This is a genomic window from Mycobacterium numidiamassiliense (genome assembly GCF_900157365.1).
Taxonomy (GTDB): domain Bacteria; phylum Actinomycetota; class Actinomycetes; order Mycobacteriales; family Mycobacteriaceae; genus Mycobacterium; species Mycobacterium numidiamassiliense.
On sequence record NZ_FUEZ01000004.1, the window covers coordinates 633,734 to 657,651 of the forward strand.

At 65.4% G+C, this 23,918-nt stretch carries 27 protein-coding genes; 17 read left to right on the forward strand and 10 right to left on the reverse strand.

All coding sequences use genetic code 11. The features are described 5' to 3' along the window. Positions 1–273 precede the first annotated feature (273 nt). Positions 274–561 (forward strand): ANTAR domain-containing protein, encoded by a 288-nt coding sequence (locus tag MNAB215_RS11455; RefSeq protein ID WP_245830265.1) that lies wholly within the window; start codon positions 274–276, stop codon positions 559–561. 4 nt (positions 562–565) lie between these two features. On the opposite strand, the gene ipdC is transcribed toward MNAB215_RS11455, so the two are convergent. From ipdC to echA20, 4 genes are read right to left on the reverse strand one after another with little or no spacing between them, the layout of a single operon-like run. After that, positions 566–1,633 (reverse strand): (3aS,4S,5R,7aS)-5-hydroxy-7a-methyl-1-oxo-octahydro-1H-indene-4-carboxyl-CoA dehydrogenase, encoded by a 1,068-nt coding sequence (ipdC, locus tag MNAB215_RS11460; protein ID WP_077078968.1) that lies wholly within the window; start codon positions 1,631–1,633, stop codon positions 566–568. Next, on the reverse strand, positions 1,630–2,385 hold the full coding sequence (gene ipdB / locus MNAB215_RS11465; RefSeq protein WP_077078969.1) for a cholesterol ring-cleaving hydrolase subunit IpdB: 756 nt from the start codon (positions 2,383–2,385) through the stop codon (positions 1,630–1,632). The genes ipdC and ipdB overlap by 4 nt, the downstream gene beginning before the upstream one ends. Continuing rightward, positions 2,382–3,266 carry a cholesterol ring-cleaving hydrolase subunit IpdA gene (ipdA, locus tag MNAB215_RS11470; protein WP_077078970.1) on the reverse strand — a complete coding sequence of 295 codons (885 nt, stop codon included), beginning with the start codon at positions 3,264–3,266 and terminating at the stop codon, positions 2,382–2,384. Before ipdA ends, ipdB begins: the two co-directional genes overlap by 4 nt. Next, a complete protein-coding gene (gene echA20 / locus MNAB215_RS11475) occupies positions 3,263–4,021 on the reverse strand; it encodes a (7aS)-7a-methyl-1,5-dioxo-2,3,5,6,7,7a-hexahydro-1H-indene-carboxyl-CoA hydrolase (RefSeq protein ID WP_077078971.1) in 759 nt (252 codons plus the stop codon). The genes ipdA and echA20 overlap by 4 nt, the downstream gene beginning before the upstream one ends. 55 nt (positions 4,022–4,076) lie before the next feature. Here echA20 and MNAB215_RS11480 point away from each other — a divergent pair, with 55 nt between their 5' ends. Further along, positions 4,077–4,862, forward strand: coding sequence for an SDR family oxidoreductase (locus MNAB215_RS11480; protein ID WP_165691566.1), 786 nt, complete (start codon positions 4,077–4,079; stop codon positions 4,860–4,862). A 14-nt stretch (positions 4,863–4,876) separates the two neighbouring features. Further along, a complete protein-coding gene (locus MNAB215_RS11485) occupies positions 4,877–5,782 on the forward strand; it encodes an SDR family oxidoreductase (protein WP_077078972.1) in 906 nt (301 codons plus the stop codon). A gap of 6 nt (positions 5,783–5,788) precedes the next feature. Here the strand turns inward: MNAB215_RS11485 and MNAB215_RS11490 are convergent, their stop codons facing one another. From MNAB215_RS11490 to MNAB215_RS11500, 3 genes are read right to left on the reverse strand one after another with little or no spacing between them, the layout of a single operon-like run. Further along, the gene (locus tag MNAB215_RS11490; protein WP_077078973.1) at positions 5,789–6,241 is read right to left on the reverse strand and encodes a nitroreductase family deazaflavin-dependent oxidoreductase; all 453 of its coding nucleotides are present in this window, start codon (positions 6,239–6,241) and stop codon (positions 5,789–5,791) included. Positions 6,242–6,257: 16 nt separating this feature from the next. Further along, positions 6,258–6,644 (reverse strand): DUF8021 domain-containing protein, encoded by a 387-nt coding sequence (locus MNAB215_RS11495; protein WP_077078974.1) that lies wholly within the window; start codon positions 6,642–6,644, stop codon positions 6,258–6,260. Between the two features lie 17 nt (positions 6,645–6,661). Then, on the reverse strand, positions 6,662–7,825 hold the full coding sequence (locus MNAB215_RS11500; protein ID WP_077078975.1) for a steroid 3-ketoacyl-CoA thiolase: 1,164 nt from the start codon (positions 7,823–7,825) through the stop codon (positions 6,662–6,664). Between the two features lie 121 nt (positions 7,826–7,946). Between MNAB215_RS11500 and MNAB215_RS11505 the strand changes: the two genes are divergently transcribed. The 7 genes from MNAB215_RS11505 (at position 7,947) to MNAB215_RS11535 (ending at position 14,433) form a co-directional block, all read left to right on the forward strand. Beyond that, positions 7,947–9,197, forward strand: coding sequence for a cytochrome P450 (locus tag MNAB215_RS11505; protein WP_077078976.1), 1,251 nt, complete (start codon positions 7,947–7,949; stop codon positions 9,195–9,197). After that, positions 9,197–10,216, forward strand: a complete 1,020-nt coding sequence (locus MNAB215_RS11510) for an acyl-CoA dehydrogenase family protein (RefSeq protein WP_077078977.1) — start codon at positions 9,197–9,199, stop codon at positions 10,214–10,216. The genes MNAB215_RS11505 and MNAB215_RS11510 overlap by 1 nt, the downstream gene beginning before the upstream one ends. Then, on the forward strand, positions 10,201–11,364 hold the full coding sequence (gene fadE29, locus MNAB215_RS11515; RefSeq protein ID WP_077078978.1) for an acyl-CoA dehydrogenase FadE29: 1,164 nt from the start codon (positions 10,201–10,203) through the stop codon (positions 11,362–11,364). The genes MNAB215_RS11510 and fadE29 overlap by 16 nt, the downstream gene beginning before the upstream one ends. Beyond that, positions 11,361–12,317 carry a bifunctional MaoC family dehydratase N-terminal/OB-fold nucleic acid binding domain-containing protein gene (locus MNAB215_RS11520; protein ID WP_077078979.1) on the forward strand — a complete coding sequence of 319 codons (957 nt, stop codon included), beginning with the start codon at positions 11,361–11,363 and terminating at the stop codon, positions 12,315–12,317. The genes fadE29 and MNAB215_RS11520 overlap by 4 nt, the downstream gene beginning before the upstream one ends. Then, entirely contained in the window at positions 12,314–12,715 is a 402-nt protein-coding gene (locus MNAB215_RS11525; protein ID WP_077078980.1) for a MaoC family dehydratase, read from the forward strand. The genes MNAB215_RS11520 and MNAB215_RS11525 overlap by 4 nt, the downstream gene beginning before the upstream one ends. Next, positions 12,715–13,884 carry a lipid-transfer protein gene (locus tag MNAB215_RS11530; protein ID WP_077078981.1) on the forward strand — a complete coding sequence of 390 codons (1,170 nt, stop codon included), beginning with the start codon at positions 12,715–12,717 and terminating at the stop codon, positions 13,882–13,884. The genes MNAB215_RS11525 and MNAB215_RS11530 overlap by 1 nt, the downstream gene beginning before the upstream one ends. A 192-nt stretch (positions 13,885–14,076) precedes the next feature. Beyond that, entirely contained in the window at positions 14,077–14,433 is a 357-nt protein-coding gene (locus tag MNAB215_RS11535) for a type II toxin-antitoxin system HicB family antitoxin (RefSeq protein ID WP_077081937.1), read from the forward strand. 93 nt (positions 14,434–14,526) lie between these two features. On the opposite strand, the gene MNAB215_RS11540 is transcribed toward MNAB215_RS11535, so the two are convergent. Beyond that, positions 14,527–15,396, reverse strand: coding sequence for a MaoC family dehydratase (locus MNAB215_RS11540; RefSeq protein WP_077078982.1), 870 nt, complete (start codon positions 15,394–15,396; stop codon positions 14,527–14,529). Position 15,397: 1 nt separating this feature from the next. After that, complete coding sequence (kstD, locus tag MNAB215_RS11545; RefSeq protein WP_077081938.1) at positions 15,398–17,080, reverse strand: 3-oxosteroid 1-dehydrogenase; 1,683 nt, start codon at positions 17,078–17,080, stop codon at positions 15,398–15,400. A gap of 72 nt (positions 17,081–17,152) precedes the next feature. Here kstD and MNAB215_RS11550 point away from each other — a divergent pair, with 72 nt between their 5' ends. The 7 genes from MNAB215_RS11550 (at position 17,153) to MNAB215_RS11580 (ending at position 23,461) form a co-directional block, all read left to right on the forward strand. Then, entirely contained in the window at positions 17,153–17,938 is a 786-nt protein-coding gene (locus MNAB215_RS11550) for a 2-keto-4-pentenoate hydratase (protein WP_077078983.1), read from the forward strand. A gap of 61 nt (positions 17,939–17,999) precedes the next feature. Continuing rightward, positions 18,000–18,929 (forward strand): acetaldehyde dehydrogenase (acetylating), encoded by a 930-nt coding sequence (locus tag MNAB215_RS11555; protein WP_077078984.1) that lies wholly within the window; start codon positions 18,000–18,002, stop codon positions 18,927–18,929. Next, positions 18,926–19,984, forward strand: a complete 1,059-nt coding sequence (dmpG, locus tag MNAB215_RS11560) for a 4-hydroxy-2-oxovalerate aldolase (RefSeq protein WP_077078985.1) — start codon at positions 18,926–18,928, stop codon at positions 19,982–19,984. Before MNAB215_RS11555 ends, dmpG begins: the two co-directional genes overlap by 4 nt. A gap of 46 nt (positions 19,985–20,030) precedes the next feature. After that, positions 20,031–20,321 (forward strand): hypothetical protein, encoded by a 291-nt coding sequence (locus MNAB215_RS11565; protein WP_077078986.1) that lies wholly within the window; start codon positions 20,031–20,033, stop codon positions 20,319–20,321. Positions 20,322–20,409: 88 nt separating this feature from the next. Continuing rightward, positions 20,410–21,537: a hypothetical protein gene (locus MNAB215_RS11570; RefSeq protein ID WP_077078987.1), complete on the forward strand. Its 1,128-nt coding sequence runs from the start codon at positions 20,410–20,412 to the stop codon at positions 21,535–21,537. Next, positions 21,534–22,316 carry an SDR family oxidoreductase gene (locus MNAB215_RS11575; protein WP_077078988.1) on the forward strand — a complete coding sequence of 261 codons (783 nt, stop codon included), beginning with the start codon at positions 21,534–21,536 and terminating at the stop codon, positions 22,314–22,316. The genes MNAB215_RS11570 and MNAB215_RS11575 overlap by 4 nt, the downstream gene beginning before the upstream one ends. After that, positions 22,316–23,461 carry a sulfotransferase family protein gene (locus tag MNAB215_RS11580; protein WP_077078989.1) on the forward strand — a complete coding sequence of 382 codons (1,146 nt, stop codon included), beginning with the start codon at positions 22,316–22,318 and terminating at the stop codon, positions 23,459–23,461. Before MNAB215_RS11575 ends, MNAB215_RS11580 begins: the two co-directional genes overlap by 1 nt. Here MNAB215_RS11580 and MNAB215_RS11585 read toward each other — a convergent pair whose 3' ends face one another. Continuing rightward, positions 23,462–23,917 carry a hypothetical protein gene (locus MNAB215_RS11585; protein ID WP_077081939.1) on the reverse strand — a complete coding sequence of 152 codons (456 nt, stop codon included), beginning with the start codon at positions 23,915–23,917 and terminating at the stop codon, positions 23,462–23,464. Position 23,918 lies beyond the last annotated feature (1 nt).

Here is a 23,918-nt window from a genome sequence, read left to right on the forward strand (position 1 = left end):
GTAGCTTCGATATAATCGGCCGTCGGCGGTGGGGTTGCATCTAAACGTCGGTCGTAGGCGTTGTGGGGAAAACAACCCACTCGTTGAGACCACAGCGTCTTCCCGACACCGCCGCCGAACACCTACAGGTCTCGCAGACGGGCGATCGTCCGTGACGCATGCTGGCCGAATTATGTGCGTGCCGCCGCCGAACGCGGTGTGCGCAGCAAGCTGTCATTCCGGTTGTTCACGGAACGCCGAGTATTACGCTCGCTCAACCTTTACGGTGACCATGTGAACGCATTCACCGACGAGTCGGTGGCCATCGAGGGGGCCGTCGCCCGGCATGCCGCGGTCGCGATGAGCGGTTCTTCGGCCGAGACGCGATTTCAGACCGCTCTAGCCGGGCGGGATGTCATCGGCCAGGCGAAGGGCATCCTCATGCACCGTGACAACCTGACCGGGCTGCAGGCCTTCGCGCTGCTGGCCCGGGTGTCGCAAGAGACGAACACCAAATTGCTCGATGTTGCGAGATTCCTGGTTGCAGAGCAGGAATCGGCTGCCCAACGACGGTCGGGATAAGGCGCTACTGCACCAGCGCCGACGCGGCCCGCAGGTGCTCGATCGCCTCGCGGACGATGGACTCGATCAGCTCCGCGCAGGACGGCAGATCCTCCAGGATGCCCGCCACCTGACCCGAGGCCAGCACCCCGGCTTCCGTATTGCCCTCGACCAGACCGGCTTTCAGCAACATCGGAGTGTTGGCGGCCATCACCACCTGCGACCAGGTGTATTCCTTGCCGTGCCGCATTGCCAGGCCGTCTTTGATCATCGACCGCCAGGTCATCTGCGACATCTGCTTGAACTTCGCCGCGTTGCGCACCGCCGCCGTGAGACCCCGCACCGGCGAACCGCCTTCCAGTTTTTCGACCAGCTCGGTGCGGAGTACGCGATGCGGCATGCCGTCGACTCGCTTGGTGACCACGGTGCCGTCGAGCGCTGCCTGCAGATAACGCTGCTTGACCGAATCGGGCACGGTGGAGTCCGAGGAAAGCAAAAAGCGGGTGCCCATCGCCACACCGGCGGCACCGTAGGACAATGCCGCAGCAAGCCCACGACCGTCGAAGAAGCCGCCCGCCGCAATGACCGGGATACCGGTGTCCTTGACCGCATCCAGAACCGACGGCAACAGCAGCGTCGTGGCGACGGGCCCGGTGTGCCCACCACCCTCGCCGCCCTGCACGATCATCGCGTCGGCACCCCAGCTCGCGACCTTGCGCGCGTGCTTGGCGGCGCCGATCGACGGAATAACCACCGCCCCGGCATCTTTCAGCTTAGCGATCAATTCCTGCTTGGGCGCCAGCGCGAACGACGCCACCTTCACGCCCTCGCGGATCATCAGGTCGACCCGGTCGCCTGCGTCGGCGGCGTCGGCGCGGATGTTGACGCCGAACGGCTTGTCGGTGGTGGCCTTGACCTTGCCGATGGCCGTCGCCAATTCGTCCAGCGTCATGGTGGCCGAAGCCAAGATGCCGAGTCCGCCGGCATTAGCCGTGGCCGATACCAGCCGGGCGCCGGCCACCCAGCCCATCCCGGTTTGCACGACCGGGTGCTCGACACCGACCAGCTCGGTCAGCGGCGTGCGTAACTTCACGACCGTATCTCTTTGTCGCGCAGTGCTTTCGGGTCGATCACCTCGCGGATCAGCCGCAGTTCGTCGTCGGTAGGCAACCTCGACTCGTCGGCGTCGTCGAGGCCGTGCACCTCGAACGACGTCGCCTCGCGGACGTCTGCGGCCGAGACGCCGGGGTGCAGGCTGAGCGCCCGCATGGTCGCGCCCGGGCCGCCGAAGTCGAACACCCCGAGGTTCGACACCACCCGATACGGGTTGGCGAAGCGGAAGGCGGGGTTGTCGGGGTCGATCTTGTCGGTGCCGATGCCGCAGACGATGTCGACCTTGTCGCAGAACACCCGCTTGGAGTGGTTGCCGACCCAGTAACTGGTCGCGTGGTTGATGGCGTTGCCGGGCGCACCCCGGACGCCGAACATCTGCCGGGTGGGATGCTGTAGCGGGCCGAACGCCGAGAGATTCTGATTGCCAAAGCGGTCAACCTGATTGGCCCCCATCACCACGTGCCGCCGCCCCCAGGCCAGCGTCTCGAACACGCGGCCGAACGGCATCCAGCCTTCGACGGCTCCCGTCGCGCCAAGCGCCGGAGTGTCCGCGAGGATTTGTGCCTCGCCATCGGTCAGCAGGATGTCCGGGGAGAACGTCAGCCGGGCCAGTCGCGCGCCGACCGAGACCATGTTCGCCATCGGGCTGACCATGATCTCGCCTGCGTCCCTGAACAATTCGGCGCAGGCGACCGCGCACACCTCGGCCCGGGTGCTGGCTTCGGGGCTCACTTCGCCGCCTCCTCTGCGAACTTGCGGACGGCCGCCTGGTATTCGGCTTCGCCGCCGGACAGGTAGGTCGCGACGAACTGCTGCCAGCCCTCCTCCGTCGAGGCCGCCTCGGCGTAGTGTCGCTGGAATTTCTCGTCGCGACCGTAATCCGGTGCGGCGGTGGTGAAGTGGGCGCCGTTTGGTGCCTCCACCACCCCGTCGACCATCATCCGGTTTATCAGCAGCGCCTGTGGTGGCACCGCCTTGACCAGTTCCTGAGTTCCGACGACTCGTTCGACCGAAAGGTAGCGCTTCTGGGCGGCCATCAAGAACAGGTCGTCGAAGTAGGGGTCGATGCCGGTGTAAGCGGCATTGCCTTGGCTGTCACCGAGATTGAGGTGCACGAAGGCGGCGTCCAGGTTCAGCGCGGGCATGGCGACGAGCGTCTCGTGACCCCCGCCGGGCGCCGGGTAGGGGCTGGTGACGGTGGCCAGCTCGCCCTCCCAGAAGTCCAGCACCGAGCTACCCAGCCCGGCTCGGATCGGCAGGAACGGCAGGCGTTGTGCGGCAGCCTGTAATCCGCAGCGCAGCATGCCCTCGTCCATCTCCCTGGCCTCGATAGCGCCGGTGGTGCGGGCCTTGGCGAACCACGGGTCGTAGAAGGGCGGCGAGTCCAGGGACACGAAACCGTAGTAGACGCGCTTGACCTTGCCTGCCGAACAAAGCAGGCCCAGGTCCGGTCCGCCATAGGTGACGACGGTCAGGTCCTTCACATCGGTGCGCAGCATGGCGCGCACGAAAGCCATCGGCTTGCGCCGCGATCCCCAGCCGCCGATGCCGATGGTCATGCCGCTGCGCAGCTGTGCGACGGCGTCGTCGAGGGTGGTGCGCTTGTCGCTCACGCCTTCTTGCCCTTCGCCGTGCCGGCGAACGCATCGCGGTGCTCGTCGGCGACCCCGGCGAGGTTGAGCTCGAACGTAAAGCCTTGCTCCATGCGGTAACTCGAGTTGACCCGTTGTACGTCGATGAGGTTGAGCGCCTCCTTGGCGGCACGGATGACCCGGGTGTCCTTGACGGCGATGTCGCGAGCCACCCGCAGCGCGGCCTCGTCGAGCTGGTCACGGGGGACGACCTCATGCACCGAACCGAAGTGGTGCAAGGTCGCCGCGTCCACGGTGGCCGCGGTGAAGAACAGCCGCCGCATCAGGTGCTGCGGGACCAGCCGCGACAGGTGCGTCGCCGCACCGAGCGCACCGCGTTCGACTTCGGGCAGCCCGAAGGTGGCGTCATCGGAGGCCACGATGACGTCGGAGTTGCCGATCAGGCCGATGCCGCCGCCGACGCAGAATCCGTTGACCGCGGCGACCACCGGCACCGCGCACTCGTACACCGCGCGGAATGCGGCAAAGCAGCCGCGGTTGGCATCGATGAGTGCACTGAAGCCCTCGGTGCGTTGCATCTCTTTGATGTCCACACCGGCGTTGAAGCCCCGGCCCTCGGCACGCAGAATCACCACGTGTGTTGTCGGATCATTGCCGGCGGCCGTGATGGTGTCGGCGAGTTCGAACCAGCCTTGCGACGGGATGGCGTTGACCGGCGGGTAGTCGACGGTGACGGCGACGATTCCCGGTTCTGTGCTGGTAGATGTAATCGGCATGGCACTTCCTTGTGAGCGGCTACCTAAGCAAGCACTTGCTTGGTACGCTAGCACAGTGACTCGCGCCGAAGCAGCCAGCACCATCAATTTGGGATTGGCCGGGCGGGTGGTTTTGGTCACTGGTGGCGTGCGTGGGGTAGGTGCCGGGATCAGTTCGGTCTTCGCCGAACAGGGCGCGACGGTGATCACCTGTGCCCGCCGCCCCGTCGAGGGTCTGCCGTACGAGTTCCATGCCTGCGATATCCGCGACGAGGAAGCGGTGAAGTCGCTGATCGACTCGATCGTCGAGCGGCATGGTCGGCTCGACGTCGTGGTCAACAACGCCGGGGGCTCGCCCTACGTGCTGACCGCGGAATCCAGCCCGAAGTTCAACCGCAAGATCATCGAGCTCAATCTTATTGGTGGACTGCTGGTTTCGCAGTTTGCGAACGACAAGATGCAGGACCAGCCGGGCGGCGGGTCGATCGTCAACATCTGCAGTCTGAGCGGTCGGCGGCCGTCCCCCGGCACCGGCGCGTACGGTGCGGCCAAGGCCGGCCTGGAGAGCCTCACCCAGACGCTGGCGGTGGAATGGGGGCCGAAGGTGCGGGTGAACGCCGTTGTGGTCGGCATGGTCGAAACCGAACAGTCCGAGCTTTTCTACGGCGACGCCGAGTCGATCGCCGCGATCTCCAAGAATGTGCCGCTGGGCCGGCTGGCCCAGCCGCAGGACATCGGTTGGGCCGTAGCCTTTTTGGCCTCGGACGCGGCATCCTACATCAGCGGAGCCTCGTTAGAGGTCCACGGCGGCGGCGAGCCGCCGCACTATCTGGCGACAACGACCGCCAGCGCGATCAAGTAGAGGAGACAGGAAATATGGGCGTGGTCGACGGGCGGGTCGTCATCGTCACCGGAGCGGGCGGCGGTATCGGTCGCGCGCATGCGCTGGCCTTCGCGGCCGAAGGTGCGCGCGTGGTCGTCAACGACATCGGCGTGGGGCTCGACGGTTCGCCGGCGGGCGGCGGCAGCGCCGCGCAGGGCGTGGTTGACGAAATCACCGCGGCAGGTGGGGAAGCCGTGGCCAACGGATCCAACGTCGCCGACTGGGATCAAGCTGCCGCGCTGATTGCGACCGCGGTCGAAACGTTTGGTGGCCTTGACGTTTTGGTGAACAACGCCGGCATCGTGCGGGACAGGATGATGGCGAACACCAGCGAGGAAGAATTCGACGCCGTCATCGCCGTACATCTCAAGGGCCATTTCGCCACGATGCGCCACGCCGCGTCGTACTGGCGCGGGTTGTCCAAAGAGGGCAAAACGGTTGACGCCCGGATCATCAACACCAGTTCCGGCGCGGGTCTGCAGGGCAGCGTCGGGCAGGGCAACTACAGCGCCGCCAAGGCCGGGATCGCGGCCATGACGCTCGTGGCCGCGGCCGAAATGGGCCGCTACGGTGTCACCGTCAACGCCATCGCACCCTCGGCCCGCACCCGCATGACCGAGACCGTCTTCGCCGAGATGATGTCGACGCAGGACCAGGATTTCGACGCAATGGCACCGGAAAACGTTTCGCCGCTGGTTGTTTGGCTGGGCAGCGTGGAATCCCGCGACATTACCGGCAAGGTCTTCGAAGTCGAGGGCGGCAAGATCCGCATCGCCGAGGGCTGGGCGCACGGCCCGCAGATCGACAAGGGCGCGCGGTGGGACCCGGCCGAGCTGGGTCCGGTGGTCGCCGACCTGCTCGCCAAGGCGCGCCCGCCGGTTCCGGTGTACGGGGCCTAGCTGACCTTAGGGGTCGCAGATGACGATCGGGATGACCCGATCGGTCCACGACCGGTAGTCGCCGAACGATGGGTACATGGCGTCCAGCTTCGGCCAGTACTGCTTGCGCTCGTCCTCGGTGGCGTCACGTGCCTGCAGCGCCAACACCTCATCCTTGATCTGCACGGACACTTGGGGATTGGCCTTGAGGTTGAGGTACCACAGCGGGTGCTTGTCGCTGCCGCCACGGGAGGCGACCAGTATCACCCGGTCGCCCTCGCGCAGATAGAGCAGCGGGCTCACCCGAGGCTCACCGGTCTTGCGGCCGGTCGTCGTCAGCAGTGCGACCGGGGCGTTCTGGAACTCGCCGCCGAGCTTTCCGTTGCTGACCTTGTAGATCCACGTGTTGCCCTTGGCCATCCACTTGATGAAGAAGCCGACGACAGGCGAATTCAGATTTTTGGGTTTTGGTTTCGGCATGTCGGTTCCCTTGTTGTCAGCGTTGAATGAACGGCGCGAAGCGCACCTTGATGTGATGGATTTCCGCTCGCCCGCTTGAACTTTCAGCGGGGATCACGAAAGTCTCATCGACTCGCGCGCCGAGTCGGCGTCCGCCGAACGCGGCCTTGGTGAGCACGTCGTAGGCCGCGTGCACCACGTCGCCGTCAATGGAATAGTCCGGCGGCGTCGTCTCGGCAAGAAAGCGGTATTGGGGTCCGCGCTTAAGGCTGCGCCGCAAGTGATTTCCAGAGAATCCGTTCTTGATCCCCTGCTCGATGCGGGTGCATTCGGTCGCGAACGGCACCGTATCGCCGGCGTGGCTGACGAGCGCGTCGATGTAGGCCTGCGCCGCCGCGATCCGGCTTTCTTCGGAGACGAGCACGCCCAGCGAGGCCCTCGTCAGATGCGTTCGATGATGGTGCCGGTGGACAACGCGCCGCCCGCGCACATGGTGATCAGCGCGGTGGTCTGGTCGGTGCGCTCCAGTTCGTGCAGTGCGGTGGTGATCAGCCGGCTGCCGGTGCTGCCCACCGGGTGGCCGAGCGCGATCGCGCCACCGTTCACGTTCACTTTGTCCATGTCGGGGTTGTGTACCCGCGCCCACGACAGCACCACCGACGCGAAAGCCTCGTTGATCTCGGTGATGTCGATGTCGCCCATCTTCATGCCGGCCTTCTCCAGCACCTTCGCCGTCGACTGCACCGGGCCGTCCAGGTGGTAGTAGGGCTCGGCGCCGACGAGGGCCTGGCTGATGATGCGGGCCCGCGGCTTGAGGCCGAGCGCCTTGGCCTTGTCTTCGTCCATCCACAACACCGCCGCCGCGCCGTCGGAAATCTGCGACGACGTGCCCGCGGTATGGATGCCGCCTTCGATGACCGGCTTGAGCTGGCTCAGGCCCTCCAGGGTGGTGTCGCGCAGGCCCTGGTCCTTCGTCACGACGTGACGGTCGCTGGTCGGTTGCTTGTTCTCGTCGAGCACCGGCGCCTCGATGCCGCTGATCTCGCGGTCGAACCGGCCCTCGGCCCACGCCTGCTTGGCCTTTCGCTGCGAGTCGAAGCCGAGCTGGTCGATGTCCTCGCGGGTGATGCCGCGGCGCTTGGCGATCCGCTCGGCAGCGGTGAACTGATCGGGAAGATCGATGTCCCACGACGCGGGCCGCAGGATCCCGCGATCGGGGCCGGCATTGGCGCCCAGCCCGACGCGGCTCATGGCCTCGATGCCACACGCGATGCCGATGTCGATGGCACCCACCGCGATCAGGCCCGCGATCAGACCGTTGGCCTGCTGGCCGCTGCCGCACTGGCAGTCCACCGTCGCCGCGCCGACGTGATCGGGCAGGCCGGCGACGAGCCAGCTGACCCGGGTGATGTTGTTAGACTGCTCCCCGAACTGGGTCACGCAGCCGCCGATGACTTGTTCGACGTCACCGGCATCGATGCCGGCCTTCTCCACGAGAGCCCTCTGCGTGGCCCCCAACAACTCGGTGGCGTGTAGACCGGACAGCCATCCATTTCGCTTACCGATGGGGCTGCGAGTGGCTTCAACGATGACAGGGTTACCCATTCCGTCAGGCTAGAACACGTTTCATTACTCTGACAAGCGAGGATGGTGACCTGCTTTTTATCTGCGCAGGAGCCGTGTTTTACTGGCACTAGAACACGTTGCAATTGAGGAGCGCATACGCATGGCACCCCCCAGCATTTCCGCAGACTTTGATTTTCTTGACCCCGACGTCAACCTCGCCGGGCTGCCGGTCGCGGAGCTCGCCGAGCTGCGCAAGGCGGAGCCCATTCACTGGGTCGCCATCCCGGGCGGTTCGGGCGGCTTCGAGGACAACGGGTATTGGATCGTCACTAAGCATGCGGACGTCAAAGAGATATCGCGCCGTAGCGACGTCTTCTCCAGCTGGCTGAACGGCGCAATCCCGACCTGGCCGCCGGAGATGAAGCGAGAGCAGGTCGAACTGCAGCGCAGCGTCATGCTGAACATGGACGCCCCGCACCACACCCGGCTGCGCAAGATCATCTCCCGCGGGTTCACGCCACGGGCCATCGGGCGTCTGGAGGAAGAACTCGCCCAGCGCGCCCAGAACATCGCCAAAGCTGCGGCGGCCGAGGGCTCCGGCGACTTCGTCGAGCAGGTAGCGTGCGAGCTTCCGTTGCAGGCCATCGCCGGCCTACTTGGCGTGCCGCAGGAAGATCGCGACAAACTGTTCCGCTGGTCCAACGAGATGACCGGTGGAACGGATCCCGAATACGCCGACATCGATCCTGGGCAGTCGTCGATGGAACTGATCACCTATGCCATGGCGATGGCCGACGAGCGGGGCAAGAACCCGACCGACGACATCGTCACGACGCTCGTCCAGGCCGACATCGACGGGGAGAAGCTCTCCGACGACGAGTTCGGCTTCTTCGTCATCATGCTGGCGGTGGCGGGCAACGAGACCACCCGCAACTCGATCACCCACGGCATGATCGCTTTTGCGAACAACCCGGATCAGTGGGAACTATTCAAGAAGGAACGTCCATCGACCACGGCCGACGAGATCATCCGGTGGGCCACACCGGTGTCGGCGTTCCAGCGCACCGCCAACGAGGACGTCGAGTTGGGTGGCGTGACGATCAAGAAGGGCCAGCGGGCGGTGATGTCCTACCGGTCGGCCAATTTCGACGAAGAGGTCTTCGACCACCCGCACTCCTTCAACATTCTGCGCGACCCGAACCCGCACGTCGGCTTCGGCGGCACCGGCGCCCACTACTGCATCGGTGCGAACCTGGCCCGCATGACGATTAACCTGATCTTCAACGCGGTCGCCGATCACATGCCGGACCTCAAGCCGATCGGCGAGCCCGAGCGGCTGCGGTCGGGCTGGCTCAACGGCATCAAGCACTGGCAGGTCGACTACGCCGGAAATTCTTCGGTGACCTCCTGATGGACTTCGATCTCACTGCGACGCAGCAGGCCGTCGCCGACGTTGTCACGTCTGTCCTGGAACGGGAGTTGACGTGGGACGCGCTCGTCAGTGGGGGTGTGAGCGCACTGCCGGTGCCCGAACGCCTCGGCGGTGACGGCGTGGGGCTGTCCGAGGTCGCGACCGTGCTGACCGAAGTGGGCCGCCACGGTGCCATCACGCCCGCGCTGGCGACGCTGGGCTTCGGTGTGGTCCCGTTGGTCGACCTGGCTTCCGATGAGCAGCAGGACCGTTTCCTGGCTGGCGTCGCCAAGGGTGGGGTGCTGAGCGCCGCGCTCAACGAACCTGGCACCGCGCTACCGGACCGGCCGGCTACCACCTTCGCCGATGGGCGGCTGTCGGGCACCAAAGTCGGTGTCGCCTATGCCGAACAGGCGGATTGGCTCATCGTGACCGCGGACAGCGCGGTCGTCGTGGTGTCGCCCAAGGCCGATGGCGTGGAGCTGATCCGCACGGCGACGTCGAATGGCTCCGACGAGTACACCGTCACCTTCACCGGTGTTTCGGTTCCCGGCACCGATGTGCTCGCCGGTGCCACCCCGCGACGGGTCAATGAGCTGGTGCTGGCGGCGGTCGGCGCTTTCACCGACGGGCTGGTGGCCGGGGCGCTGCGGCTGACCGCCGACTACGTGGGCGCGCGCAAGCAGTTCGGCAAGCCGTTGTCGACCTTCCAGACCGTGGCGGCGCAGCTGGCCGAGGTTTACATCGCTTCGCGCACTATCGGTTTGGCGGCGAAGTCGGTGGTGTGGCGGCTGTCCGAAGGCCGCGATGCCGACGACGACCTGGACGTCCTGGGATACTGGATTACGTCGCAGGCGCCGCCGGTCATGCAGACCTGCCATCACCTGCACGGCGGCATGGGGATGGACATCACCTATCCGATGCACCGGTACTACTCCACGATCAAAGACCTGACCCGCCTGCTGGGCGGGCCGTCTCATCGCCTCGACCTGGTGGGAGCGCAATGTTCATCGATCTGACTCCGGAGCAGCGTCAGCTGCAAGCCGAACTGCGGCAATACTTTTCCAACCTCATATCGCCCGACGAGGCGAAGGCGATGGAGTCCGACCGTCACAACGAGGCCTATCGCGCCGTGATCCGCCGGATGGGCAAGGACGGCAAGCTTGGCGTCGGGTGGCCAAAGGAGTTCGGCGGCTTGGGCTTCGGTCCGATCGAGCAGTCGATCTTCGTCAACGAGGCCCATCGCGCCGACGTCCCGCTACCGGCCGTCACGCTGCAGACGGTGGGGCCCACCCTTCAGCAGTACGGCAGCGAGCTGCAGAAGAAGAAGTTCCTGCCGGCGATCCTGGCCGGTGAGGTGCACTTCGCGATCGGCTACAGCGAACCCGAGGCCGGCACCGACCTGGCGTCGTTGCGGACCACGGCCGTGCGCCAGGGCGACGAATACATCGTCAACGGTCAAAAGATGTGGACCACCGGTGGACACGATGCCGACTACGTCTGGCTGGCCTGCCGTACCGACCCGGAAGCCGTTAAGCACAAAGGCATTTCCATCCTCATCGTCGACACCAAGGATCCCGGCTACTCCTGGACGCCGGTCATCTTGTCCGACGGCGCTCACCACACCAACGCCACCTACTACAACGACGTGCGGGTGCCGGCCGACATGCTGGTCGGTGAGGAGAACGGCGGTTGGCGGTTGATCACCACGCAGCTCAACAACGAGCGCGTGATGCTCGGTCCGGCCGGCCGCACCGCCGGCATCTACGATCGGGTGCGGGCATGGGCAGCCAAGCCGGGCGGTGACGGGGTCACGCCGATCGAGCACGCCGACGTCAAGCGTTCGCTCGGTGAGATCTACTCGATGTGGCGGATCAACGAGCTGCTCAACTGGCAGGTCGCGGCCGCCGGTGAGGAGATCAACGTGGCCGACGCCGCGTCGACGAAAGTCTTTGGTACCGAGAGCATTCAGTACATCGGGCGACTTGCCGAGGAGATCGTCGGCAAGTACGGCAACCCGGCAGAGCCGGAGACCGCCGAGCTGCTCGACTGGCTGGACTCACAGACCAAGCGCAATCTGGTGATCACCTTCGGTGGAGGTGTGAACGAAGTCATGCGTGAGATGATCGCGGCCGCTGGCCTCAAGGTGCCGAGGGTGCCTCGATGACCGAAATCCGGGATGCCATCGAGAAGATCACGGCATCCGTTGTCGCGAAGCCGCGTGTGGCCCGGGATCCGGTGAACGAGCCGACCATCAAGAACTGGGTGGAAGCCCTCGGGGACCGCAACCCGATCTACACCGACGAGGCCGCGGCCCGCGACGCCGGCCATCCGGGAATCGTAGCCCCTCCGGCGATGATTCAGGTGTGGACCATGTTCGGCCTGGGTGGCGAGCGTCCAACCGACGACCCCATGGGCCCGATGATGGAGCTGTTCGACGGCGCGGGGTATGTCGGTGTCGTCGCCACCAACTGCGAACAGACCTATCACCGGTACCTGCAGCCCGGCGAGCAGGTCACCATCGTCTCCGAAATGCGCGATGTGGTCGGCCCGAAGCAGACCGCGCTCGGTGAGGGCTTTTTCATCAACCAGCACATCACGTGGCGGGTGGGCGACGAGGACGTCGCCGAGATGGCTTGGCGCATATTAAAATTCAAGCCACGTGAATCCGAGGATGCCGGATCCTCCGTCGTTCCCGCGGATCTCGATCCCGAGGCGATGATGCGCCCCGCGGTATCGCGCGACACCGCGTTCTTCTGGGAAGGCGTCGCGGCACACGAGCTGCGCATCCAGCGGAAGCCCGACGGAGCGTTGCAGCATCCGCCCCTGCCCGCGGTGTGGCAGGACAAGGAAAAGCCGATCGACTACGTCGTCGCCGCTGGCTTGGGCACGGTTTACAGCTTCGTGGTGCACCATGCGCCGAAGGTGCCGGGGCGCACGCTGCCCTTCGTCATCGCTTTGATCGAACTCGAAGAAGGCGTACGCATGCTCGGCGAGCTGCGCAACGTCGACCACGCTGAGGTGAAAATCGGAATGCCGGTCCGCGCAACGTATATCGACTTCCCGGCCGGTGATTCCGGGCCGGAGTGGACCCTGTACGCCTGGGAGCCCCAAGCATGAGCGCTCCCGCCATCGGAGTCGGTACGACGCTGCCCGAACTCAAGATCTACGGCGACCCCACCTTCATCATCTCGACGGCCATCGCCACCCGCGACTTCCAGGATGTACACCACGATCGGGACCTGGCGCAGGCCAAGGGCTCCAAGGACATCTTCGTCAACATCCTCACCGACACCGGTCTGGTGCAACGCTTCCTGACCGACTGGGCCGGGCCGACGGCGTTGATCAAGTCGATCGGCCTGCGGCTGGGGGTGCCGTGGTATGCCTACGACACGATCACCTTCTCGGGTGAGGTGACCGCGGTGGACGATGGCCTGATCACGGTGAAAGTGTTTGGCCGCAACAGCCTTGGCGACCATGTCATCGCGAATGCGACGCTCACGATCGGAGACGCCTAATGCTGTCGGGTAAGGCGGCAATCGTCGGCATCGGCGCCACCGACTTCTCGAAGAATTCGGGTCGAAGCGAGCTGCGCCTGGCGGCCGAGGCGGTGCTTGACGCGCTCGACGATGCCGGGCTGAGCCCGTCCGACGTCGACGGCCTGACCACATTCACGATGGACACCAACAACGAGACCGCGGTCGCGCGTGCGGCCGGCATCGGTGACCTGAAGTTCTTCGCCCAGACAGGGTACGGCGGGGGTGCCGCATGCGGGACCGTGTTGCACGCGGCGATGGCGGTCGCCACCGGCGTGGCCGACGTCGTGGTGGCGTACCGGGCGTTCAACGAGCGGTCAGGTATGCGGTTCGGCCAGGTGCAGACCCGATTGGCGGGAAGCGCTGGCGTACAGGCTGATTCGACTGCGGCCGACAATTCATTTTCGTACCCGCACGGCCTTTCCACGCCTGCTGCGCAGGTGGCCATGATCGCCCAGCGGTACATGCACTGGTCGGGGGCGACCAGCCGGGACTTCGGCGCCATCTCGGTGGCCGACCGCAAGCACGCCGCCAAGAACCCCAAGGCATACTTCTACGAGAAGCCGATAACCATTGAGGAACACCAGAATTCACGGTGGATTGCCGAGCCGCTGCGACTGCTGGATTGCTGCCAGGAGACCGACGGCGCGGTCGCGATCGTGGTGACGTCGGCCGAGCGGGCGAAGGATCTCAAGCAACGGCCGGCTGTCATCGAGGGTGCGTCGCAGGGTTCCAGCCCCGACCAGTACACGATGGTCAGCTACTACCGCCCCGAATTGGGCCTACCCGAGATGGGTCTGGTGGGTAAGCAGCTCTGGCAGCAGTCCGGTCTGAAGCCGGCGGACATCCAGACCGCGGTGATCTACGACCACTTCACGCCGTTCACCCTGATTCAGTTGGAGGAGTTGGGATTCTGCGGCAAGGGTGAGGCCAAAGACTTCATCGCCAACGGTGCCGTCGAGGTGGGTGGCAGGCTGCCCATCAACACCCACGGCGGACAACTCGGTGAGGCCTACATCCACGGCATGAATGGCATCGCCGAGGGTGTACGCCAACTGCGGGGCACATCGGTGAATCCGGTGCCCAACGTCGAACACGTGCTCGTCACCGCGGGTACCGGTGTGCCGACGTCCGGTTTGATCCTGGGTTAACCTGCGCTAAGCCCCGGTGCTGCGGCGGCGGCGCTGAAGTGACGCGCGTCGCGCCGCCTGGAACGCTCCGTCACGGGGCCATTCAGCGGCCGGTTAGGGGTTGTACCTCATGAGACTCAGCCGTCACATCTATCGCTCGGGGGGAAGGCGATGTCTTCTCCAACTTGATGGCGCATGCGATATCACGCGACGATGAATCGCTACACCTACCGCGCGGAATGGTGTCCTGAGCAAGGCGAATACGTCGTTCGGTGTATCGAGTTGCCGTGGCTGTCGCAATGGGCGCCGACCCTTCAGGAGGCCACCGCAGCTGCCGAGCGAGCTGTCGACGAGCTCATCACCGAGCGGCAAGCGGACGGCGAACAACTGCCGGCGCCAATTCCCGAACGGCAATACAGTGGCAAGTTTGTGGTCAGGACGTCGCCGGCGCTGCACGCGCGGCTTGTGATCGAGGCCGCTGAGCAGAATGTGTCGATGAATCAGTGGGTGGTGCAGAAACTTTCGGGCAGGGTTGACCAGCGACTGGGCGACCTATTCGATTTCGATTAGCGCGATGGTGATATCACATGCGCCATCGCTTTCCGGGTCTGGGTCATGGTCCCGCCGCCGGTGCTGATGTGGCTGCTGTGGCAATGAGGCGGGTTAGGCCGGGACCAGCTCCACGCCGCTGAGCACCACGGCGTTGTCGCGCGAGGGCGCGACAACGCTGGCCAGGAAGCGGTTGTCGTCCTTCCAGATGCCAACCCTCAGCGTCTCGCCGGGGAAGGCGACACCGGCAAAGCGTGCGCCGTAAGCGGCCACCGCGGTCGCATCGCCGTCCAGCAGCGCGTCAGTGATGGCCTTACACGTCATGCCGTAGGTGCACAGTCCGTGCAGAATCGGCTGTGGAAAGCCTGCGGCGGCAGCGAATTCGGGATCGGAATGCAGCGGGTTGCGGTCGCCGCAGAGTCGGTACAACAACGCCTGCTGCGGTAAGAGAGGCACGTCGACCTCCAGGTCGGGAGCCCGGTCGGGCGCTGCGTCCGACGACCCACCCCCTGAAGGCCCGCGCTCGCCGCCGAATCCGCCTTCACCGCGGGCGAAGATGGACCGGCGCTGCGTCCACAGCAGGGTGCCGTCGGGCGCGCTGACGGTCGTTTCGCTCCAGATCACCGCGGCCTTGCCCTTGTCCCAGATATCGGTGAACCGGGTGACGGCTTTGGCGGAACCCGACGGCGGCAGCGGCCCCGGCACCTCGACCCGCTCGCTGGCGTGCAGCACCCTGGCCAGCTCGATGTCGATCCCGGGAAACTGCACGGTCGGCGGCTTGGTCATGTGGAAGGTCGCGGCGACGTTTCCGAACGTCGGCAGCACCTGCGGTGTGTCGTCAACCAGGTAGCGCAATTCGCGAGGATCCATCGGATCCTTCCCGGCGCCCAGCCCCAGGTGGTAGAGCTGGATATCGCTGCTCTCCCAAGAGAATTCGAGGGGTTCGAGCTCAGCGGCCAGCGCTATGTCTACATCGATTGGCATGTCAGCGTTCTCCTGCGATGTGCAATCCGGCCAGGTATCCGAAGGTCATTGCCGGCCCGATGGTGCCGCCCGGCCCGGGGTAGGTGTGCCCCATCACCGGAGCGCTGACATTGCCTGCGGCGTAAAGACCTTCGATGATGCTGCCGTCATCTCGTAGCGCGCGCCCGTGCACGTCGGTGCGAATACCGCCCTTGGTGCCCAGGTCGCCGGGCACCATTTTGGCCGCGTAATACGGCGCATGGGTGAGTTCACCCAGGTTCGGGTTGGGCTTGTTGGTGGGGTCCCCGTAGTACTTGTCGTACGCGCTCTCGCCGCGCTGGTAGTCCTCGTCGACGCCGGAGCGGGCGAAGCCGTTGAACCGTGCCACGGTCGCGGTGAACTCGGCGACGGGCAGGCCGGCTTTCGAAGCCAGCTCCTCGAGGGTATCGGCCACGACGATGACGCCGGACTCCAGCCACTTACGCGGAATGCGTTGTCCGGGCTGCAGTCCCGCGAAGATATAGCGGTCGCGGTACTGCTGGTCGAACACCAGCCACGCGGGAATGTTCTCGCCCGGGCCGGGACCCTGGCCGTGCTCGCCGCCGTACATGTGATGGCAGGCTTCGACATAGGGCATCGACTCGTTCATGAACCGCTTGCCCGACATGTTGACGATGATCGAGCCGGGGGAGTTGCGCTCCGACAACGCGAACCACGGCGCCCCCACCAGCGGCACCGTTGGGCCCCACCAGGCGTCTTCCATCAAATCCAGTGCGGCGCCCAGCTTTTCTCCGGCGATGATGCCGTCACCGGTGTTGGCCTTGGCGCCCACCGTCCATTCGGTGGTGATCGGCGCACGCTGATACTTCACCCGCATCTGTTCGTTGTGCTCGAAGCCACCCGAGGCGAGAATCACACCGCGGCGGGCGCGGATCAGTTGCGGCTCGGCAGATTCCGATGCGCCGGTGTCGCGCACGTAGACACCCCGAACCGCGCCGTCCTCGACATAGAGGTCGGTGAGCGCGGTGTTCAGCTGCACCGGGACACCCGCCCGCTGCAGCCCGATGCGCAACGGCCCGATCAGCGCCCGGCCCATGCCGACGAGGTTCTGTCCGGTTGCCTTCGCCCACATGGTGCGCGCCCCGACCTTCAGGCTGCGCAGCACACCACGCGGGTGTCGCTTCAGTTGGTTCAGCCGCACGTAATCCTGCTGCATCACAACAACATTGAGTGGCACTTTGCCGTAAGCCGGTTCGAGTCCGGCTTCGTCGGGGCCGAGCTTGCGGGCGTTGAACGGCCTGGGTTCGATCGAGCGGCCACCCACGCGGCCGCCCGGTGCCTCCGGGTAGTAGTCGGAGTAGCGCGGCACCCAGCACATCTTCAGCGGCGTGTTTTGCAGCACGAACGAGAGCATCTCGGGACCGCGTTCGAGGTAGGTGTCAATACGCTCCGGCTCGACGACGTCGCCGATGATGCCGTGCAGATAGGTGCGGGCGGCCTCGGGGGTGTCCTTCACTCCGTCGCGGGTGAGCACCTGGTTGTTCGGGATCCAGACGCCGCCGCCGGAGCGTGCGGTGGAGCCGCCGAAGTGAGCTGCCTTTTCGATGACTAGTGTCGAAAGGCCTCGGTGCGCGGCGGCAAGGGCAGCCACCATGCCGGCTCCGCCGCTGCCGACCACGACGACGTCGTACTCCTGCGCTGTCATGTAGAACACGTTATAGAATTGCCCGGGCTGGGCGCTACTGGCCCGGTCAAACGGACGAGGGGACTTCGGTAAATGCTCAGTGTTGCGATTCGCGACGAGCTGGCTGCCGACCTGGCGCAGGCCGAACGTAGTCGACAGCCGATCGCGCCGCTGACGTCCGCGCACCCCGACATCGACGTCGTCGATGCCTATGAGATACAGCTGATCAACATCCGGCAGCGGGTTGCCGAAGGGGCCCGGGTACTGGGGCACAAGGTCGGGCTGTCCAGCAAGGCGATGCAGCAGATGATGGGCGTCGACGAGCCCGACTACGGCCATCTGCTTGACGAGATGCAGGTGTTGGAGGACACCCCCGTCAAGGCGGGCCGGTATCTCTATCCACGGGTCGAGGTCGAGGTCGGTTTCATCCTGGCCGCCGACCTACCGGGGGCCGGCTGCACCGAGGACGACGTGCTGGCGGCCACCGAGGCCCTTGTCCCGTCCATCGAGTTGATCGACACCCGCATCACCGACTGGAAGATCGCGCTGTGCGACACCATCGCCGATAACGCGTCGTCGGCGGGTTTCGTGCTGGGTGAGGCCCGGGTGTCGCCGGGCGATATCGACGTCAAGGCGATCGACGCGGTGCTGACCCGCAACGGCGAAGTCATCGCCGAGGGCCGCAGCGACGCCGTCCTGGGCAATCCGGTCACGGCGGTGGCCTGGCTGGCGCGCAAGGTCGAGAGTTTCGGGGTGCGGCTGCGGAAAGGCGACGTCGTGCTTCCCGGGTCCTGCACGAAGGCGATCGATGCCCGCCCTGGTGACCAGTTCGTCGCCGACTTCACGGGGCTGGGTTCGGTTCATTTGTCGTTTGAATAGGCGCGGATTAGTTTTGAGTCAGTTGATTTAAGGCCTGGAAAGGGCAGCAAAAAGGAGCATCATGCCGTCGAAGGCAAGCGTGGCCATTGTTGGGTCGGGAAACATCAGCACCGACCTGCTCTACAAGCTGCTGCGGTCGGACTGGCTGGAACCGCGCTGGATGGTGGGGATCGACCCGCAGAGCGAGGGCCTGGCGCGGGCCCGCAAGCTGGGCCTGGAGACCACCCACGAGGGCGTCGACTGGCTGCTGGCCCAGTCCGAGAAACCCGACCTGGTCTTCGAGGCGACCAGCGCCTACGTGCACCGCGACGCGGCGCCGAAGTACGAGGCCGCGGGCATCCGGGCCATCGACCTGACGCCCGCGGCGGTAGGTCCGGCAGTGATCCCACCGGCCAACCTGCGCCAGCACCTGGATGCGCCCAACGTCAACATGATCACCTGCGGGGGACAGGCGACGATCCCGATCGTCTACGCGGTCTCGCGCGTCGTGGAGGTGCCCTACGCCGAGATCGTGGCGTCGGTCTCCTCGAGTTCCGCGGGACCGGGTACCCGGGCCAACATCGACGAGTTCACCAAGACCACCAGCAAGGGCGTCGAGACCATCGGTGGCGCCAAGCGCGGCAAGGCGATCATCATCCTGAACCCGGCCGACCCGCCGATGATCATGCGCGACACTATCTTCTGCGCCATCCCCGAGGACGCCGACCGCGACGCGATTGCCCAGTCCATCCGTGACGTCGTCGCCGAGGTTCAGACCTACGTGCCGGGGTATCGGCTGCTCAACGAGCCGCAGTTCGACGACCCGTCGGTGCACTCGGGCGGGCAGGCCGTCGTCACCACGTTCGTCGAGGTCGAGGGCGCCGGGGATTACCTGCCGCCCTACGCGGGCAACCTCGACATCATGACCGCCGCGGCCACCAAGGTCGGCGAGGAGATCGCGAAGGAATCCCTGGCTGCTGCTGGCAAGCCGGCGGGAGGAGCACAGGCATGAGCACCGATATCTTCTTCAACCCGGTCTGGGATATCCGCATTACGGACACGTCCCTGCGCGACGGGTCCCACCACAAGCGTCACCAATTCACCAAAGACGAAGTTCAGTCGATCGTGTCGGCCCTCGATGCTGCCGGAGTCCCGGTCATCGAGGTGACGCACGGCGACGGGCTGGGCGGCTCGAGTTTCAACTACGGCTTTTCCAAAACCCCCGAGCAGGAACTGATCAAGCTCGCCGCCGACACGGCCAAAGAGGCCAAGATCGCCTTCCTGATGCTGCCCGGTGTGGGAACCAAGGAAGACATCAAGGAAGCCCAGAACAATGGCGGGTCGATCTGCCGGATCGCCACGCATTGCACCGAGGCAGATGTGTCGATCCAGCATTTCGGGCTGGCCCGCGAGCTCGGCCTGGAAACTGTCGGGTTCCTGATGATGGCCCACACCATTGCGCCGGAGAAGCTGGCCGCCCAGGCCCGCATCATGGCCGACGCCGGCTGCCAGTGCGTCTACGTCGTCGACTCGGCCGGCGCCCTGGTGCTCGACGGCGTGGCCGACCGGGTCTCGGCCCTGGTCGCCGAACTCGGCGACGACGCGCAGGTGGGCTTCCACGGCCATGAGAACCTCGGCCTCGGGGTGGCTAACTCGGTGGAGGCGGTGCGCGCCGGCGCGAAGCAGATCGACGGCAGCGTGCGGCGCTTCGGCGCGGGGGCCGGCAACGCGCCCGTCGAGGCCCTCATCGGCGTGTTCGACAAGATCGGCGTCAAGACCGGCATCGACTTCTTCGACATCGCCGACGCCGCCGAAGACGTTGTGCGTCCGGCCATGCCCGCCGAATGCGTACTCGACCGCAACGCGCTGGTCATGGGGTATTCCGGGGTCTACTCCAGCTTCCTCAAGCACGCCGTCCGCCAGGGTGAGCGCTACGGCGTCCCGGCCCACGAGCTGTTGCACCGGGCCGGCCAGCGCAAGCTGATCGGCGGTCAGGAAGACCAGCTCATCGACATCGCGCTGGAGATCAAGCGCGAGCGAGACAGCGGGGTTGCTGCCACGCGCTGATCTCGGACACAGCTCGGGCATAGCTACCGTGGGTAGCCTCGGCCGCATGACCGTGACATTCGCCGCCAGGCGCGGACTCTACGGCCTGCTCGCCGGGGGGCTGCTCACCGCAACCGCCGCGACCGTGCTCGCGCTGCCCCTGGCCAACGCAGACCCGTGCAACCAGACCGTGGGTCAGTCCATCGACTCGTACCTGACCCGGCATCCCGACATCAAGCAGCAGCTGTCCTCGAAGTCCCAGGCCGAGGGTGGCGGTCCCAACGTCATCGACTACCTGAATCGGCATCCGGACGTGCGGCAGCATCTGATCAACCTGTCCCAGCAGTGCACGCCGTAGTGAGCGGGCCTCGTTCCTAAACGGCGTCGACGACACGCGGGAATGTTCGCCATTGACTAAAAAGTAGAACACGTTCTAGCGTCTAGACGTGTTCTCTGATCCCCTTACTGACGCGATCGCCGAGGCCGAGAAACTGGTCGCCGCCGCTCCCTTCATCGAGACCGAAGCCGATCTGCTCGAAGGATTGCAATACCTGGCCGGCGGTATCTCGGCCTGCATCCATCTGGCCGTCGACTACGACCGCGACCATCCGTTCCTGCAGTCGGGTACCGGGCCGTTCACCAAGATGGGCCTGGACAACCCCGACACCCTGTACTTCGGCACCCGGGTGCACGCTAATCACGACTACGTCGTCACCGGCAGGCGCGGCACCACCACCGACCTGAGCTTCCAGCTGCTGGGTGGGGAGTACACCGACGACAACGTGCCGGTCAGTCAGGCGGCGTTCGACGACCGCGAACTCGAAATCGCCGCGGACGGCAGCTTCGAGTGGCGGGTGCGACCGACGAGCAACGGTCAGCTGGTGATGCGCGAGGTGTACGGCGACTGGTCGGCGCAGCGCGGCACGCTGGCGATCTCCCGGCTGGACACTGCCGGTACCGCGCCGCCGCCGCTGACCCGCGAGACCATCGAAAGGCGTTATGCCACAGCGGGAAAGCAGCTTGTGCAGCGAATCAAGACCTGGCTGCAGTTCCCGCAGTGGTTCTACGACAATCTCCCGGTCAACACCCTGACGGCGCCCCGGCTGACCCCGGGCGGGCTGGCCACCCAGTACTCGTCGGTCGGGCATTGGGATCTGCGGCCCGATCAGGCGCTGGTGATCACGATTCCGGTCTCCGATGCCCCCTACCTCGGCTTCCAGCTGGGCAGCCTGTGGTACATCTCGCTGGACTACATCAATCACCAGACATCGCTGAACAACACGCAGGCCCAAGCGGATCCGGACGGCAAGGTCCGCATTGTGGTGGCCGACCAGAACCCCGGAGTGACCAACTGGGTCGAGACGCTCGGCCATCGCCGTGGTTATCTGCAGTTCCGTTGGCAACGAGTGTCGCGTCAGCTCACCGATGCCGACGGGCCCACCGTCGAGCTGGTCGACTTCGACGCGGTGCCCAGCGCACTGCCTCACTTTGAGCACAACAAGATTTCCGAGGAAGCATGGCGCGCGCGAATTTCGCTGCGTCACCAACAGATTCAGGCAAGGATGCTGGGATGACAAAGCTGCTCGACGGCAAGGTAGTGGTGGTCAGTGGCGTCGGCCCCGGGCTCGGCACCACGCTGGCGCATCGGTGTACCCGAGAGGGCGCCGACCTGGTGCTGGCGGCCCGCAGCCTGGATCGCCTCGACGACGTCGCTAAGCAGGTTGCCGACGCCGGAGGCCGGGCGGTGACGGTGCGCACTGACATCACCGAAGACGACCAGGTCAACAACCTCGTCGACGCCACGCTGGAGGCCTACGGCAAGGTCGACGTGCTGATCAACAACGCGTTTCGGGTGCCGTCGATGAAACCGTTGGCGGGCACCACATTTCAACACATCCGCGACGCGATCGAGCTCAGCGCTCTCGGCGCGCTGCGGCTCATCCAGGGCTTCACCCCCGCGTTGGCCGCGTCGAAGGGCTCGGTTGTGAACGTCAACTCCATGGTGATCCGGCACTCCCAGGCGAAATACGGCGCCTACAAGATGGCCAAGTCAGCGTTGCTGTCCATGTCGCAGTCGCTGGCCACCGAGCTGGGTGATCAGGGTATCCGCGTCAATTCCGTTGCACCGGGCTATATCTGGGGTGACACGTTGCAGGCCTACTTCAATCATCAGGCCGGCAAGTACGGCACCACGGCCGAGGAGATCTACCAGGCCACTGCGGCCAACTCCGACCTCAAGCGGCTGCCCACCGAGGACGAGGTGGCGTCGGCGATTCTGTTCATGGCCAGCGATCTGTCCAGCGGCATCACCGGGCAGACCCTGGACGTCAACTGCGGGGAGTATCACACCTGATGGCAGAGCGCACCGATGTCGGCACCGTCGAGGACATGCACGCGTCGGCGACCAAGCTGGTTGGGCTCGACGACTTCGGCGTCGACGACGACAACTACCGCGAAGCGCTGGGGGTGCTGCTGGAGTCTTACCAGCGTGACGCCGGCCTAACCGCGTTGGGCAGCAAGATGAATCGGTTCTTCCTGCGCGGTGCGCTGGTGGCGAGGCTGTTTTCTGAGTCCGCGTGGAAGCAGTATCCGCAGCACGTCGACGTCGGCATCGAGCAGCCGATCTTCGTCACCGGGCTGCCGCGCACCGGCACGACGATCTTGCACCGGCTGCTGGGCGCGGATCCGGTGCATCAAGGTCTGCACTTGTGGCTGGCCGAGTTCCCGCAGCCGCGTCCGCCTCGGGACACCTGGGAATCGAATCCGTGGTACAGCCAGCTGAACGCGCAGTTCAACCAGCATCACGAGGAGAACCCGGAGTACACCGGGCTGCATTTCATGGCCGCCTACGAGCTGGAGGAGTGCTGGCAGCTGCTGCGCCAGTCGCTGCATTCGGTGTCCTATGAGACGCTGTCACACCTGCCCACCTACTCGCAGTGGCTGTCGCGACAGGACTGGACGCCGTCGTATCGGCGGCACCGCAAGAATCTCCAGTTGATCGGCCTCAACGACGTCGAAAAGCGTTGGGTACTCAAGAATCCCAGTCATCTCTTCGCGCTGGACGCCCTGCTGGAGACCTATCCCGACGCGCTGGTGATTCAGACTCACCGGCCGGTGGAGACGATCCTGGCCTCGATGTGCTCGTTGGCTCAGCACACCGCCGAGGGGTGGTCGACGAGCTTTGTCGGCGCGCAGATCGGTGCCGACGCGATGGAAACCTGGTCGCGCGGGTTGGAGCGGTTCAACACCGTGCGCGCCAAAAACGATCCGGCCCAGTTCTACGACGTCGACTACCACGATTTGATCGCTGATCCGCTCGGGACGGTTGCCAGCGTGTATCAACACTTCGGTCTGACGCTGACCGACGAGGCCCGAAAGGCCATGGAAGACAGCCACGCTGAGAGTCAGACGGGCGCCCGGGCCCCGAAGCACAAGTACTCCCTGGCCGACTACGGGCTCACCGCCGAAGAGGTCAAGGAGCGCTTCGCCGGGCTGTGATCAACGGTCCCACTCGTCGGGCTGCTCGTTCAGATACCCCTCCGCGACCGCGTGCTCGATGCTGTCGGACAGCCGGGGACAGGACTTCACGCGTGCGGTATCTCCACCGGCTTCTCGCACCGCAGTGAAGTGTGCGCACCGTTGCCACGCTTCGGTATTCCATTGCACCGCAGTGTGACCGGGCCCGAGTCGCTTGACCGTCACCGAGACATGACAGAACCGGCAGTCCACTGGGAGCAGCCCCGCCGTGAGATAGCGCTCGCGGTCGGCGCGGCTGGCCTCGGCAACCGCGGCGGCGCGCTGCGGGTCGTTACTGAAATCCCTTGACTTCGACCAAGATCCGGAGCCACCGTTGCGCGCGGGTGCTTCATCGTGATCGTGGTGATCACCATGCAGCAGTAGCATCGACCGGGCGAGCCGATCGACGTCGGGAACCGCCGGCTGATCGTCGGGCATG